The organism is Sodalis sp. RH22 (genome assembly GCF_047324165.1).
Classification (GTDB): Bacteria; Pseudomonadota; Gammaproteobacteria; order Enterobacterales; family Enterobacteriaceae; genus Acerihabitans.
In genome coordinates, this window is sequence record NZ_CP178731.1 from 3,099,977 (window position 1) to 3,115,483 (window position 15,507).

Here is a 15,507-nt window from a genome sequence, read left to right on the forward strand (position 1 = left end):
GCATATATTGATTAATCACATATTCAGGATGCAGCCGGTCGCGCCATCACCGGCGCGCTGCTCGTATCCAGGCGTTTATAGTGTTCCCAAACGCGTTGGGCATAACGCATGCGCAGGTGTTTGCGGCCCGCGGCGGTTCCCGCGTTATAAGCACCCACCGCTTCCCAGGAATAACCGTAGCGCTTCATCATGTCCGCGAGCACCGAGGCGCCCACCATTACCGAGACGCAGCTATCTTCATACAGCCGTTGCTCATCAATGCCCAACGTCCTCAGCCGGGGCAAATGGAGGCTGTTGATCTGCATCAGGCCGATATCGCGGGTGCCGTTGGCGTTTTTGCCCGTGGCGCGCGGGTTCATATTCGATTCCGTCAGCGCAATGGCCTGCAGCAGCCTGGATTCGATGGAAAAATGACGTTCCGCCTGCGACCAGCAGTCCGCCGACACGGCGGTGGCGCTTAACAGCAAACCGAGCGCGATGAAATATTTACCTGCGGGCATGGTGCTCAACACTCCGGGACCTCGGCCCGCAGGGGTTTAACCCGGGGGTCGTTGCGCCATAACATCAGGCAGGGCGAGGAAGTGCTGGAAAGCTGGTCATACCATTTTTTTGCCGCCCGGTATCCCTGGCACTGGAGGATAACCGGCAGCAGCGCCGACGGCATCATATGCGTGGCCCGCCGCATCAACGTGGCGACCTGCTCGCCGTTGACCGCCGCCGACTGCGAGAACATGCGTGTATAAAGCGCGTTCAGGTAGACAATGCCGTCCTGTTCGCTGCCGTTCATCAGATGGGGGATCAGCTCCGCGGCCCGGCCGGGTTGCCCCTCGCTGCACAGGATGACCGCCCGCATGCTGAGCAGCACCGGATGAGCGCGCTCCTCCGGTGATTGGCCCCCGGCGATATCCAGCGCCGCCTGCGCATTACCGTCGCAATATTCCAGCCACATCATCAATACCTGAACAGCCATCATCTCGGGCAGCATTTTCCGGGCCTGGCGCGCGAAATACAGCGCTCTGCCGGTGTCGCCGACAATAAGCAGATGCCATGCATAATAATAATTAACCGAAGGATTATCCCCGGACATCGCCAGCGCTTGTTTAAACCGTTCGGCCGCCTCGCTGAAAGCGCGATTCAGTCCCTGCAGCACCCCGCTTAACGCCAGCGCCTCGGGGTGATCCGCCGTGCGCGCCAGTACGCCGTCGATCAGCGCGCCGCATTCGCGCAACGCATGATCAAAATCCATCATGCCCATTTGCCCGAGGGCGAAATAACATTCCGCCAGATGGTATTGCAGGTCGATATCATCCGGGGCCTGCCGGCGCCCCTGTTGCAGCAGGTCCAGGGCCTTGCCCAGGCTTTCCGGCGTGTAGGCCAGGAAGGCGTCGCGCCCCGCACGGTGAACGGCCCGCGCATCAAGCGTGGACGAAGGCGTGTTTAGGGTTTGACCGTCCTCGCGCAGACAGGGAATATGCTTCAACAGCAGCGGCTTGATACGGCGGTTTATGCACGCCACCGTCAGCCGGCCGTCAAGGTTTATCGCCTCCCGGTGCAGCACCAGATGATCCTGCGCGCGCATCAGTTCAACACGCATCAGCGGCCCGCTTGTCTGGCTCAGCTGGTAGCCGGTCAGGTAATAATCCGGCTTGATCTTTTCCATCAATTCCAGGGTCGTTTGCAGTGATGTGCAGCCAAGCGTCAGCGACGAAGGCAGAACGTGCAGCCCGGCCGCAGCGTAGCCGGTCATTTCCTGCACTATTGCATCATGCAGTTCCAGCGTATCCAGATGCGCGTCCAGGTGAAATGGCAGCACCGCAAAAATGCAGCTGGCCGTGGTCATGCGTTCACGGGGCGTGACGCGGGTAACAGGCAGGGTAAAACGGTAGCCTTTACCATAAACGGTATCGATAAACCGGTTATGCTTGCCTTCCTGCAAAATACGGCGCAGGACATAGATACACCGCGTCAGGGATTCTTCACCGACATTGCCGCCGGACCAGACTTCATTGATCAGCCGGTCCTTGCTGACCACCTCGCCGGCGGATTCCAGCAGCAGGATAAGCACCCCCAGCTCTTTTGGCGACACGCTGATTTTCCGATCTTTATGAAACAGAACGCGGGTAGAGTGAAGGATAAAATCACCAAAGCTGTACTGGACTTTAAAATGGTTCACCACCTCTTTCCTGATCCCTTTGATCGGCAGAGGCGTCGGTGGAATATTCATGGCACGCGGTCGATTAAATACATTACTCATATTTTCTTCCTACCCGAGAATGACGACGGATTAAAATGGCGGTTCGCCCCTGGATAAGCCTAGGGCATGACCTGTGCACATTTCATCAATACACCGATCATTTCTTATTCATATAGCCTTTTGCCGCCCACAATAGCCTTACATTAAAACTACTATACAAAAATTAATGATCCACTTTAACAATGAGAGAAGTTATTATTTATGTAACCAGATGGGGTTTATGTTAATTACATTAATCCACCTTGGTGTTATATATGCATCGCCGGGCGATTATGCTTAAACCCAGCGTCAACCCAGCGTTAAAGTCTGCCGCAAACCACGATTTATGCTGGAGGATTAAGGCCCGGTTCATTTAACGCCAGCTTACAAGGATACGGTATCCATATTTGCAGGGCAGATCAAAAAATTAATAAATTATTCTTTATTTTAACAATACAGTGAGCATCGTTGCCGAAAAAATATTAATTCCATTTCATATATTGTGTATTAAAAAAATGAATATATTCAATCATACACCCAAGGCATAAATTATTTTTTGCTGGGACGCCCTGTAAAATTAAAACGGATTATATAGTGAGCACGCTTACTGTCAAATAAGCCGGCGGGGGAAAAGTAAAGTTATCTCCATAAGCGGTGGGGAATAACAATAACAAACGTGAATTGCAGTACAAAATAGCGAATAAAAATGGGGATTCGCCACCATTAAAAACATAACGTTAACATTTTTAACCAGAGTGAAACATGATAGCCCGGGGTAAACAACCGTCAATATGCCGCAAAATCCGTGAGCAGCGATTAAAAAGCCAGCGATTCCCAGCGGTTACCGGCATCATTGGCCAACAGGGCAAAAACCCGACAATTATATTATCAAGTTTACAAACACCGGGGGTGACAACGCGCCATTTGCCTGCATATTTAATGCACCTGGTTACCTAATGTTATTTTAAATCAATCACTCTCATCCTTCATTGTGCTGCTCAGCAGAGTCTTTATCTCGGGTAAAAGCGTGGTTAAAGCAGCGCTGATGGCGGGGAGAATCTTTATCGTTATGCCTGTTTCCCCGTATAAGTGAAATGCTTTTTGACGAAACTTTTACAATAACGCGGCCTGAATTACTTTATCCTAGTACGATGATAATTCCCTGACCACTGATGGCCGCCCGTATCGCATGAAAATCCGCTCACAACGTAAAATCAAATGGCGCAATATTCTGTTGTTGTTAATCGTCGTGCTGTTGATTGCAGCCGCCCTGTTCTATTTTCTGCCAAGGCATAGCGGCGGCACGAATGCCGATCCCCGGGCGGGCGGGCCGGGAAGGGCGGGCGCCGGCATGGGCGGCCTGGCCACGCCGGTGCACAGCGGGACGGCGAAACAGGCGGATGTGCCAGTATATCTTTCCGCGCTCGGCACCGTGGTGGCCAACGCCAGCGTCACGGTGACCAGCCGGGTGGACGGCCAGTTGATGCAGGTCTATTTCGTCGAAGGCCAGAAAGTGGCCAAAGGCCAGCTGCTGGCGCAAATCGACCCCAGGAGCTACCAGGCCACCCTGGAGCAATATCAGGGCGAACTGGCGCAAAACCAGGCATTGCTGAAAAGCGCCCAGCTGACCCTGGCGCGCTACAAGACCCTGTTTGCGCAGGACTCGCTGTCGCGGCAGGATTTGGAAACCCAAACCGCCACGGTCGGCCAGTACCTGGGCACGATCAAAGCCGATCAGGCGCAAATCAATGCCGCCAAGCTGGATCTGGAGTACGCGCGCATTACCGCGCCGGTGTCCGGCCGGGTGGGGCTGCGGCTGGTGGACCCCGGCAATATGGTCCACAGCAGCGATACCACCGGCATTGTCACTATTACCCAGACCCAGCCGATTGCGGTGACCTTCAGCCTGCCCCAGGTTAATTTACCCACGCTGCTGAAATCGCTGCACCAGGGCAATTCCCTGCCGGCCACGGCCATCGATCAGGACGGCATTACCCCTCTCGGCCAGGGCAAGCTGAATTTTATCAGCAATGAAATCGATAGCGATACAGGCAGTATCAAGCTAAAGGCGATTTTTGCCAATGATGACGAAAGCCTTTACCCCAACCAGTTTGTCAACATCCGGCTGCAAACCGGGACGCTGGCCGGCGCGACCGTGATTCCCGCCCAGGCGCTGCAGTTAAGCAGCGACGGCGATTTTGTTTATGTGATCAAGGCCGACAACACCGTTGAGCGAAAAGCGGTTAAAACCGGGCCGGCGTTCGGCAGCGATTTGCAGGCCGTGTTGTCCGGCGTCGCCCCGGGGGACCAGGTGGTCACCGAAGGCATAGACCGTCTCAATACCGGCAGTAAGGTGACGGTGGTGAATACGGCGCAAACCAAGGACGTGACGGCGCAATGAATCCCTCACGACTGTTTATCCAACGTCCGGTCGCCACGATTTTGCTGATGATCGGCGTGCTGGTCGCCGGCATTTTCGCCTATCGGATGCTGTCCACCTCCGCCCTGCCGCAGGTGGATTATCCCACCATCCAGGTGACGACGCTTTATCCCGGCGCCAGTCCAAGCGTAATGGCGTCGTCCATCACCGCCCCGCTTGAGCGCCAGTTGGGACAGATGGCCGGCCTGAGCCAGATGTATTCCACCAGCTCCGGCGGCGCGTCGATTATCACCCTGAAATTTTCGCTGGAGCTGTCGCTGGATGTGGCCGAGCAGGAAGTGCAGGCGGCCATCAACGCCGCCGACAGCCTGCTGCCCACCGACCTGCCCAACCCGCCGACCTATAAAAAGGTCAATCCGGCGGATACGGCGGTCATTACCCTGGCCGCCACCTCCGATACCCTGCCGCTTATCAAGGTGCAGGATTTGGTCAATACCCGCATCGCCCTGAAGCTGTCGCAGATTTCCGGCGTGGGTATGGTGACGCTGGCCGGCGGCCATCAGCCGGCGATACGGGTGCGCATGGATCCCCGCGCCCTGGCGGCGCATAACCTGACGCTGGCCGATGTCGATACGCTGATTGGCAACAGCAATGTCAACGGCTCCAAGGGCGGGTTCGACGGCAAATACCACTCCATTACCATTGATGCCAACGACCAGTTGCGCACGGCGGCCGAGTACGGCAACCTGATCATTACCTACCAGAACGGCGCCGCGCTGCGCCTGCGCGATATCGCGCAAATCGACGAAGCGGAGGAAAACGCGTTCCAGTCCGCCTGGGCCAATCGCATGCCCGCCATCGTCATCAGCGTCCAGCGCCAGCCCGGCGCCAACGTGATCTCGGTGGTGGATAATATCAAGGCCCAGTTGCCGACCCTGCAGGCGGCGCTGCCCGACGGGGTTAAGATCGCGATTTTATCGGACCGGACCCAGACCATCCGCTCATCCATCAGCGACGTGCAGTTCGAGCTGCTGCTGTCCATTGCGCTGGTGGTGATGGTGACGTTTCTGTTCCTGCGCAACCTGGCCGCGACATTAATCCCCAGCATCGCCGTGCCGCTGTCGCTGGTGGGCACCTTCGGCGTGATGTACCTGGCCGGATTCAGCCTGAACAACCTGTCGCTGATGGCCCTGACGGTGGCCACCGGTTTTGTTATCGACGACGCCATCGTGGTGGTGGAAAACATCTCGCGCCGCCTGGAAAACGGCGAAACCCCGATGCAGGCGGCGCTTAACGGCTCGGCGCAGATTGGGTTTACCATTATTTCGCTGACCTTTTCGCTGATTGCGGTACTGATCCCGCTGCTGTTTATGGGCGATGTGGTCGGGCGCCTGTTCCGCGAGTTCGCCATTACCCTGGCGGTGGCGATCCTGGTGTCGATGGTGGTGTCCCTGACGCTGACGCCGATGCTGTGCGCCTACCTGTTGCGCCATATCCCGGCGGAACAACAGAGCCGGTTCAACCGCAAGGGCGGGCAGCTGTTCGACAAGCTGGTGGCCGGCTACGATCGCTGGCTGACGGTGGTGCTGGATCACCAGCGCCTGATGCTGTTGGTGGCGCTATTGACCCTGGCCCTTACGGCACTGCTGTATCTGGTGGTGCCGAAAGGCTTTTTCCCGCCGCAGGATACCGGCCTTATCCAGGGGGTAACCGTGGCCTCGCAGGATGTGTCGTTTAGCGAGATGGCGGCGCGACAGCAAAGGCTGGCGGATGTCATTCTCAAAAACCCGTCGGTGGCGAGCGTATCCTCGACCATCGGCATCGACGGCAACAATACCAGCCTGAACAGCGGCCGGCTGCAGATAAACCTTAAGCCCTTCGCGGATCGCGACCTGCGCGCCGATGCGATTATCACGCAGCTTAAGCAGGCCGTCGCGGATATCGCCGGCATCCAGCTGTATCTGCAATCCGCGCAGGACCTGACGGTTAACGATCAGGTCACGCCCAGCCAGTACCAGTTCACCCTCGACGACGCGGACAGCGAAAACCTGGTCGCCTGGACGCCGAAAGTGGTGGCGGCGCTCGCGGGGCGGCCGGAGTTCAGCGAGGTGGTGAGCAATCTACAGGATCAGGGCCAGGTGGCCTACGTGGAACTGAACCGCGACGCGGCGGCGCGCTACGGCATTACCGCCGCCGATGTGGATACCGCATTATATAACGCCTTCGGGCAGCGCCTGGTGTCGACGATCTTTACCCAGTCCAATCAATATCGCGTGGTGCTCGAGGTGCTGCCGAAGTACCAGCAGTCGCCGGCGTCGCTGGACGATATCTACCTGGCCACCAATCTTACCGACGGCACGAGTACGGCCAGCACCTCGGGCAGTTCGGGTTCGTCCGGCGCCACGACGACATCAAGCGCATCGAGCGGCTCCACCACCAGTTCCTCAGCCGGCATGGTGAAACTCACCGCTATCGCCGCAATCCACCTGCGTACCGGGTCGCTGCTGTACGCCAGGCTCAATCAGTTCCCGGCGGTCACCCTCTCCTTTAACCTGCAACCCGGCTATTCGCTGGAAGACGCGCAGCAGGCGATAACCAACGTGACCGATGAGCTGAAACTGCCGTCCAGTATTACCCTGCGCTACCAGGGCGAAACCTCGGCGTTTCAGAGCGCCACCGATAACACCCTGTGGCTTATCCTGGCGGCGCTGATAACCATGTATGTGGTGCTGGGCATCCTGTACGAAAGTTTTATCCATCCGGTGACGATTTTGTCCACCCTGCCCTCGGCGGCGGTGGGCGCCCTGCTGACGCTGCTGTTCGCCGATACTGAGTTCAGCCTGATAGCGCTTATCGGCGTCATCCTGCTGATCGGCATCGTCAAGAAAAACGCCATTATGATGATCGACTTTGCGCTGGAGGCGGAGCACCACCAGCATCTTACGCCGCGTGAGGCCATCCACCAGGCCTGTCTGCTGCGCTTCCGGCCGATTCTGATGACCACCATGGCGGCGTTGCTGGGCGCGCTGCCGCTAATGCTGGCGCACGGATCCGGCGCCGAGCTGCGCCGGCCGCTGGGGCTGGTGATCGTCGGCGGCCTGATATTCAGCCAGGTGCTGACGCTGTTTTCCACGCCGGTGATCTACCTGTGGTTTGACGGCCTGTCACAGCGCGCGCAGCGGACATGGCGCCGTTACGGCCGCCAGGAGCGCTGATGAATATCTCGCGCGTGTTTATTTTTCGCCCGGTGGCGACACTGTTGCTGACGCTGGCCATTGTGCTGCTCGGCCTGCTGGGCTACCGGCTGCTGCCGGTGGCGCCGCTGCCGCAGGTGGATTTTCCGACCATCATGGTCAGCGCCAGCCTGCCCGGCGCCAGTCCGGAAACCATGGCCGCGACGGTGGCCACGCCGCTGGAACGCGCCCTGGGACAAATCGCTGGCATCAGCGAAATGACGTCCAGCAGCGGGCAGGGCTCCACCAACGTGATATTGCAGTTTGACCTGGACCGGGATATCAACGGCGCGGCGCGCGATGTGCAGGCGGCGATCAATGCCGCGCGCAGCCTGCTGCCTTCCAGCATGCCCTCGCTGCCCACCTACCGCAAAGCCAACCCGTCCGACGCGCCGATCGTCGTGCTGGCCCTGACCTCCCCCACCCGCACCAGCGGGGAGTTATACGATCTGGCCTCCAGCGAAATCCAGCAAAAAATCGCCCAGGTCGAGGGCGTCGGCCAGGTATCGCTGTTGGGCAGCTCGCTGCCGGCGATACGCATTGAGCTGAGCCCGCAGATGATCACCCACTTCGGCTTATCCCTGGATACTGTGCGCAGCGCCATCGCCAACAGCACCAGCAATCTACCCAAGGGGATATTGCAGGGGGACAGGCAATCCTGGGTGGTGGACGGCAACGGCCAGCTGGATCTGGCGCGCGATTACCGGGCGCTTATCGTCAGCTATCAAAACGGCACCGCCGTGCGGCTGGGGGATGTGGCCACGGTCTACGACTCGGTGGAGGATAAATACAACGTCGGATACTACAACCAGACCCCGTCGGTGATGATTGGCGTGACCCGCCAGGCGGGCGCCAATATGCTGGAAACCATCGACGCCATTAAGGCGCGGCTGCCGGCGCTGTCCGCCACTCTGCCCGGCGACGTCGGTTTGCATATGGTGGTGGATCGCTCGCCTAACGTGCGTTCCTCGCTGCGCGATACCGAAGAAACGCTGCTGATCGCCGTCATACTGGTGATCGCGGTGGTGTTTGTCTTCCTGCGCAACCTGCAGGCGGTGATTATCCCGGCCCTGGCGCTGCCGGTATCCCTGATCGGCACCTGCGCGGTCATGTACCTGCTGGGCTATAGCCTGGACAACCTGTCGCTGATGGCGCTGATTATCTGCACCGGGTTCGTGGTGGACGACGCCATCGTGGTATTGGAGAACATCACCCGTTATATCGAACAGGGCCTGGGGCCGGTGCGCGCTTCAATCCGCGGCGCGCAGGAGGTCAGTTTCACCGTGCTGGCGATGACATTGTCCCTGGTGGCGGTGTTTATCCCCATCCTGCTGATGGGCAGTATCGTCGGCCGGTTGTTTCGCGAGTTCGCGATAACGCTCACCGTCTCGCTGCTGATTTCGATGGTGGTCTCGCTGAGCCTCACCCCGATGCTGTGTTCCCGGCTGCTCAAGCGCAAGCCGCCGGTGACCCGCAAGCCGCCGCGGCTCTATGTGCTGATCGAGCGCGGGCTGGCCCGGCTGCTGGCGGCCTACGCCGTTGCCCTGGCCTGGGTCATGCGCCACCAGCGCCTGACGCTGTTCAGCCTGGTGCTGACCGTGATGCTGAATATTTTTCTCTATACCGTGGTGCAGAAAGGCTTTTTCCCCAACCAGGATACCGGCCTGCTGATGGGCATGCTGCGCGCCGACCAGAACGTCTCGTTCCAGGCCATGAAACCCAAGCTGCAGGAATTTTCGCGCATCATCCAGCAGGATCCGGCGGTGGACGGCGTGCTCTCCTCCATGGGCAGCGGCGGCTTCGGCTCGCGCAACAGCGCCAACTTTTTCGTGCACCTGAAGGATTTCAGCCAGCGGGACGCCAGCGCCGCCGAGGTAGCCAACCGCCTGACCGCCAAAGGTCTTAACCAGCCCGGCGTCCAGCTGTTCCTGATGCCGGCGCAGGATTTGCATATCGGCGGCCGCAGCGCCAACGCCCTTTACCAGTACAGCCTGCAGGCCGACGACCTCGATACCCTGCGGCTCTGGACGCCGAAGGTCAAGGCGGCGCTGGAAAAGATCCCGCAGCTTACCGGGGTGGACGCCGATTCCCAGACCGGCGGCCAGGAGGTGATGCTGAATATCGACCGGGATAAGGCCACCCGGCTGGGCGTGAACGTGCAGATGCTCGATACCCTGCTCAATAACGCCTTCAGCCAGCGGCAGATCGCCACGCGTTATAAAACCCTTAACCAGTACCATGTGGTGATGACCCTGGACGCCGCGTTCACCGTCGATCCGGCGGTCCTGAACGAGCTGATGGTGGTCAATGGCCAGGGCCAGCAAATCCCTATTGCCGCCTTTGCCAGTTTCAGCGGCGCCAACGCCTCGTTATCCGTGGCGCATCAAGGGCAATCCGCCACCAGCACCGTGGCGTTTAACCTGGCGGACGGCGTGTCCCTCGAGCAGGCGCAGCAGCTTATCAAGACGGCCATGGCGCAGATTGGCCTGCCGTCCACCATCCAGGGCGGCTTCCAGGGCACCGCCAAGGCCTTTACGGCGCTGGCCTCCAGCATGCCCTGGCTGATACTCGCCGCGCTGGCGGCGGTCTACATCGTGTTGGGCATGCTGTACGAGAGTTATATCCATCCGTTGACCATCCTGTCCACTCTGCCCTCCGCCGGGCTTGGCGCCCTGTTGCTGTTGATTATCACCGGCACCCAGCTCACGGTGATCGCCCTGATCGGCATTTTGTTATTGATAGGCATCGTTAAGAAAAACGCCATTATGATGATCGATTTTGCCCTGGCGGCGGAACGGACCCAGGGGCTCAGCCCGCAGCAGGCGATTACCCAAGCCTGCCTGATGCGTTTCCGGCCGATTATGATGACCACGCTGGCGGCCTTTTTTGGCGCCCTGCCGCTGGCGCTGGGCAGCGGCGGGGATGCGGATTTGCGCAGCCCGCTGGGCATGGCGATTGCCGGCGGCCTGGCGCTGAGCCAACTGCTGACCCTGTTCACCACCCCGGTGGTGTATCTGTATATGGACCGGCTAAGCCGTTCCGGCAAGCGGGCCTGGCGGCGTTTTGGCAAAACCGGCGCGGCCTGAAGCCGGTAACCCGACGATGGCGCCTCACCCTTCTTACTTATGATTTCGGACAACAGTGACTTTATGATAACGATATTCCCACATCCCGCCCTGAAGCTGCTGCCCCTGGCGCTGGCGTTGATCCTGGCCGGCTGTATGGTGGGCCCGGACTACCGGCGGCCGGCGATGACGGTGCCGCTTGAATTTAAACAGGCGAAGGGCTGGACGCAGGCCGCGCCGCGGGATGAGGCGGGCAAGGGGGAATGGTGGGCGGTGTACCGGGATCCGACGCTTTCCGGCTTATTGGGCCAGGTGCGGATTTCCAACCAGAACGTGGCGCAGTATGAAGCGCTGTACCGCCAGGCGCGGGCGCTGACGGCCGCCTCGCGCGCCAATCTGTACCCGACGGTCACCGGCACCGCCGACACCACGCGCAGCGGCACCCGGACCGCCGCCGCCACGACGCATGAGGCGCAGGTCAGCGCCAGCTGGGAGCTGGACCTGTGGGGTAAGCTCAGACGCACGGTGGAGGAAAACCAGGCCAATGCCCAGGCCAGCGCCGCCGAACTGGCCAATATTACCCTGAGCGCCCAATCAGAGCTGGCGCAGGATTATTTCCAGCTGCGGGTCATGGATGAGCAGATAGCGCTGTATCAGGAGAGCGTCGAGGCCTACCAGCGCTACCTGAACATTATCGAGAATAAATACCGCGCCGGGAGCGAGTCCCGCGGCACCCTGGCGCAGGCGCAGACCCAATTGGAGAGCGCCCGCGCTTCCGCGCTGGATTTACAGTGGCAACGCGCGCAGCTTGAACACGCCATTGCGGTGCTGATCGGCCGGTCGCCGGCGCAGTTCAGCCTGCCCGCCGCCAGGCTCACCGCCACCCTGCCCGTTATCCCGGTGGCGCTGCCGTCACAACTGCTGCAACGCCGGCCGGATATCGCCTATGCGGAGCGCAGCGTCGCCGCGGCCAACGCCGCCGTCGGCGTGGCGCAGGCCGCCTATTACCCCGACCTGACCCTGAGCGCCAGCGGCGGTTTCCAAAGTTCGGTGCTGCATAATCTGATTTCCATGCCGAACCGGGTATGGTCGCTGGGACCGGAACTGAGCGGAACGCTGCTGGACTTCGGCGCCACCAAGGCATCCGTTGAGCAGGCGCGGGCCGCTTACGACGCCAGCGTCGCAAGCTATCGCCAGAGCGTGCTGTCGGCGTTTGAGGAAGTGGAAAATTATTTGGTGGAGCTGTCGACCCTGGAGGCGGAAACCGCCGCGCAGCAGCGCGCCGCCGAGTCCGCGCAGGAATCGGCCCGCGTTACGCTTAACCAGTACCGGGCGGGGATGATTGATTACCTGGATGTCGCCACCACCCAAAATACCAGCCTGTCGCAGCAGCAAAACCTGCTGTCGCTGCGCAGCACCCAATGGGTGGCCAGCGTTCAGCTGATCGTCGCCCTCGGCGGCGGCTGGCATGACGAAGACCGTCGGTAGGCCGTGACGGTCCGTGGCGGCCCCGGGCCGCCACGGACGTCGCCCTTATTCCGCCGGCGCCGGCGCGCGCGCCGTCAATGCGCAGGCCGCCACCCAGACGCGCCCCTGGCGGATTTCCACCGGCCAGGCGCTGACCGATAGGCCTGCATCCTCCAGGCAGCAACCGTCGCGCAGGCGGAAATGTTTTTTATACAGCGGCGAAATCACCACCGGCTCGCCTGCGACATCGCCCACCAAGCCGCGCGCCAACACGTTGGCGCCGCTGCCCGCCTCATGATTGGATAAAGCATATACCCGGCCTTCCCCGCCGGCCGGGCCCGCGGCCGACGGCAGGTAAAACAGGGCTATCTGCCGTTGCCCTAAACGCGCGGCGATGCCGGCATGGGCCGGGATATCACCGAGCATGCACACCGGTCGCCAGCCGGTTTCCTCAACGGCGGACGACGGCCCGGGGCCATTTCCTGCCGCGGCTGGCAACGCCCCCATGGACACCTCATAGCGCGCATCGCCCTCGGGCGGCGCGCTTACGCCCGCCCGCGGTTTTTCTTCCGGCCGTGCGGGCCGGATCTGGGATCGCTGCGCCATCATGACCACCGCTTCATCCGGCCGGTCGCTGTTGATAAATCCCCGGAACAACGCCAGCCGGCCGGCATCCGCCAGGGTGGTTTGCCATTCGCACTGGTAACTCGCCACTACCGACTGCATTTCCTGTTCAAGCTCGGCGCAGATGCCGAGCGCGTCATCGACGATCACCCGCTGCAGATAGTTTACGCCGCCTTCCAGATTATCCAGCCAGGTGCTGGTGCGCTGCAGCCGATCGGCAGTGCGGATATAAAACATCAGCAGGCGGTCGATCATGACGATAAGGCCGTCGGCATCCAGATCGGTGGCAAATAAATCCGCGTGGCGCGGTTTCATGCCGCCATTGCCGCAAATATACAGGTTCCAGCCTTTGTCGGTGGCGATAATGCCGATATCCTTGCCCTGCGCTTCCGCGCATTCACGCGTACAACCGGAAACGCCCAGCTTGAATTTATGCGGCGCGCGCAGGCCCTTGTAGCGGTTTTCCAGTCTGATGGCCAGCCCGGTGGAATCCTGCACGCCGAAGCGGCACCAGGTTGAGCCGACGCAGGATTTTACCGTGCGCAGCGATTTACCGTAGGCATGCCCGGTTTCAAAACCGGCGGCCACCAGTTCCCGCCAAATGGCCGGCAGCTGTTCCATCCTGGCGCCGAACAGCGCGATGCGCTGGCCGCCGGTCACCTTGGTGTATAAATTATAACGGGCAGCCACCTGGCCCACGGCAATCAGCCCCGCAGGGGTGACTTCCCCGGCGGGCATGCGCGGCACGACGGAATAGGTACCGTCCTTCTGGATATTGGCGAAAAAACGATCGTTGGTATCCTGCAACGGCAGATGTTCGGGTTGCAATAGAAAGTCGTTCCAGCAGGAAGCCAGCAGGGAACCGGCCAGCGGTTTGCAGATTTCACATCCCAGGCCATGGCCATATTGCGCCAGCAGTTGGCTGAAGGTACGGATACGGTTGACGCGAATCAGGTGATACAACTCCTGGCGTGAATAGGCAAAGTGTTCGCACACGTCTTTTTTCACCACCACGCCCTGTTGCGACAGCTCATATTCCATGACCTGCCTGACCAGCGGTACGCAGCCGCCGCAGCCGGTGCCGGCGCGGGTGCAGGTTTTCACCGCCGCCAGATCGCGCGCCCCCGCCGCCACCGCCGCGCGGATATCTCCTTTGCTGACGTTATGGCAGGAGCAAACCTGGGCGCTGTCAGGCAGGGAGGCCACGCCCGCGGCCTTCGGCGCGTCCCCCGAGCCGGCCGGCAGGATCAGGCTTTCCGGTCGTTCCGGCAGGGGCATGCCATTGAGTATCATCTGCTGCAGGGTACTGAACTCCGCGCTGTCGCCCACCAGCACCGCGCCCAGCAGGCGGGTTTTATCCCCGGAAACCACGATTTTTTTATAGATCTGCCGCGGGCCGTCGGTCCATAGATAGCTTTGGCAGCCCGGGGCGGCGCCCTGGGCGTCCCCCAGCGAGCCGACTTCGACGCCCAGCAGTTTCAGCCGGGTACTGAGATCCGCCCCGCTAAATACCGCCTCCTCCCCGGCAAGACATGACGCCAGCGCGCGCGCCATCTGATAACCGGGCGCCACCAGCCCAAACAAGGCGTCGCGCCACGCGGCGCATTCGCCGATAGCGAAAATATGGGCATCCGAGGTCACGCACCGATCGTCGATAGCCAGTCCTCCGTGCGCGCCGAGCGTCAGTCCGCACTGATGGCCCAACCGGTCCATGGGACGGATACCGGCGGAAAACAGGATAAGATCGGTATCAAGCGACCCGCCGTCGGCAAATTCCAGCCGCAGGCCGTCTTGGCCGGCAGGGGTGATACGGCGGGTGTTTTTGCCGGTGTGCACGGTTACCTGCAAAGCGTCGATTTTCCGCCGCAGCATGGCCGCGCCGCCTTCATCAAGCTGCACCGCCATCAGCCGCGGGGCAAACTCGATCACATGGGTTTCCAGTCCCAGCTGCCGCAGGGCATTGGCGGCTTCCAGCCCCAGCAGGCCGCCGCCGATCACCGCGCCGCGCCGTGACTGGCGCGCCCGCGCGGCGATGGCGTCAAGATCGTCCAGGGTTCGGTACGTCAGGCAGCCGGGTAGATCGCAGCCGGGAATCGGCGGCACAAAGGCATAGGATCCGGTGGCCAGCACCAGCCGATCGTAGGGCGTTGTTCCGCCGTGGTTATCCGTCAGGCATTGCCGCTGACGATCGATGGCGGTAACGGTGGTGGCGCCGCGCAATTCGATGTCATGCAACGCAAAAAAACCGTCGGGCACCAGCGACAGCGATCCCGCGCTGCGCCCGGAAAAATACGCCGACAAATGTACTCTATCGTAAGCGGGGCGGCGCTCGGCGCCGAAGACGATGATGCGGTAACGCCGGTGCAGCTCGCGCGCCACCAGCTGTTCCAGAAAATACTGGCCCACCATGCCGTGGCCGATGACAGCTAATACGGGTTTGTTCATAACAAAAGTCCTTACATAAAAAAAAGGCGTCCAAAAACATGCAATGACTGCATGCTTTTG

At 60.5% G+C, this 15,507-nt stretch carries 7 protein-coding genes; 4 read left to right on the forward strand and 3 right to left on the reverse strand.

Going from position 1 to position 15,507, the window contains the following annotated elements; all coding sequences use genetic code 11:
- Positions 1 to 23: 23 nt before the first annotated feature.
- Positions 24 to 500, reverse strand: coding sequence for a type III secretion system invasion protein IagB (gene iagB, locus ACL2XN_RS14245; RefSeq protein ID WP_413728925.1), 477 nt, complete (start codon positions 498 to 500; stop codon positions 24 to 26).
- Positions 501 to 505: 5 nt separating this feature from the next.
- Positions 506 to 2,254 carry a winged helix-turn-helix domain-containing protein gene (locus tag ACL2XN_RS14250; protein ID WP_413728926.1) on the reverse strand — a complete coding sequence of 583 codons (1,749 nt, stop codon included), beginning with the start codon at positions 2,252 to 2,254 and terminating at the stop codon, positions 506 to 508.
- 1,168 nt (positions 2,255 to 3,422) lie between these two features.
- Here ACL2XN_RS14250 and ACL2XN_RS14255 point away from each other — a divergent pair.
- The 4 genes from ACL2XN_RS14255 (at position 3,423) to ACL2XN_RS14270 (ending at position 12,399) form a co-directional block, all read left to right on the forward strand.
- Positions 3,423 to 4,634 (forward strand): MdtA/MuxA family multidrug efflux RND transporter periplasmic adaptor subunit, encoded by a 1,212-nt coding sequence (locus ACL2XN_RS14255; protein WP_410012241.1) that lies wholly within the window; start codon positions 3,423 to 3,425, stop codon positions 4,632 to 4,634.
- A complete protein-coding gene (locus ACL2XN_RS14260) occupies positions 4,631 to 7,828 on the forward strand; it encodes an efflux RND transporter permease subunit (RefSeq protein WP_413722040.1) in 3,198 nt (1,065 codons plus the stop codon). The genes ACL2XN_RS14255 and ACL2XN_RS14260 overlap by 4 nt, the downstream gene beginning before the upstream one ends.
- Positions 7,828 to 10,932: an efflux RND transporter permease subunit gene (locus tag ACL2XN_RS14265; protein ID WP_410012243.1), complete on the forward strand. Its 3,105-nt coding sequence runs from the start codon at positions 7,828 to 7,830 to the stop codon at positions 10,930 to 10,932. The genes ACL2XN_RS14260 and ACL2XN_RS14265 overlap by 1 nt, the downstream gene beginning before the upstream one ends.
- A gap of 63 nt (positions 10,933 to 10,995) precedes the next feature.
- Positions 10,996 to 12,399: an efflux transporter outer membrane subunit gene (locus tag ACL2XN_RS14270; RefSeq protein ID WP_410012244.1), complete on the forward strand. Its 1,404-nt coding sequence runs from the start codon at positions 10,996 to 10,998 to the stop codon at positions 12,397 to 12,399.
- 45 nt (positions 12,400 to 12,444) lie between these two features.
- On the opposite strand, the gene nirB is transcribed toward ACL2XN_RS14270, so the two are convergent.
- Positions 12,445 to 15,447, reverse strand: a complete 3,003-nt coding sequence (gene nirB, locus ACL2XN_RS14275) for a nitrite reductase large subunit NirB (protein ID WP_413728927.1) — start codon at positions 15,445 to 15,447, stop codon at positions 12,445 to 12,447.
- Between the last annotated feature and the right edge of the window lie 60 nt (positions 15,448 to 15,507).

Bases quoted from the DNA above. Each gene is read 5' to 3' on its own strand.
- nirB (WP_413728927.1), bottom strand. From the start codon at position 15,447: ATGAACAAACCCGTATTAGCTGTCATCGGCCACGGCATGGTGGGCCAG.
- ACL2XN_RS14265 (WP_410012243.1), top strand. From the start codon at position 7,828: ATGAATATCTCGCGCGTGTTTATTTTTCGCCCGGTGGCGACACTGTTG.
- iagB (WP_413728925.1), bottom strand. From the start codon at position 500: ATGCCCGCAGGTAAATATTTCATCGCGCTCGGTTTGCTGTTAAGCGCC.
- ACL2XN_RS14255 (WP_410012241.1), top strand. From the start codon at position 3,423: ATGAAAATCCGCTCACAACGTAAAATCAAATGGCGCAATATTCTGTTG.
- ACL2XN_RS14260 (WP_413722040.1), top strand. From the start codon at position 4,631: ATGAATCCCTCACGACTGTTTATCCAACGTCCGGTCGCCACGATTTTG.
- ACL2XN_RS14250 (WP_413728926.1), bottom strand. From the start codon at position 2,254: ATGAGTAATGTATTTAATCGACCGCGTGCCATGAATATTCCACCGACG.
- ACL2XN_RS14270 (WP_410012244.1), top strand. From the start codon at position 10,996: ATGATAACGATATTCCCACATCCCGCCCTGAAGCTGCTGCCCCTGGCG.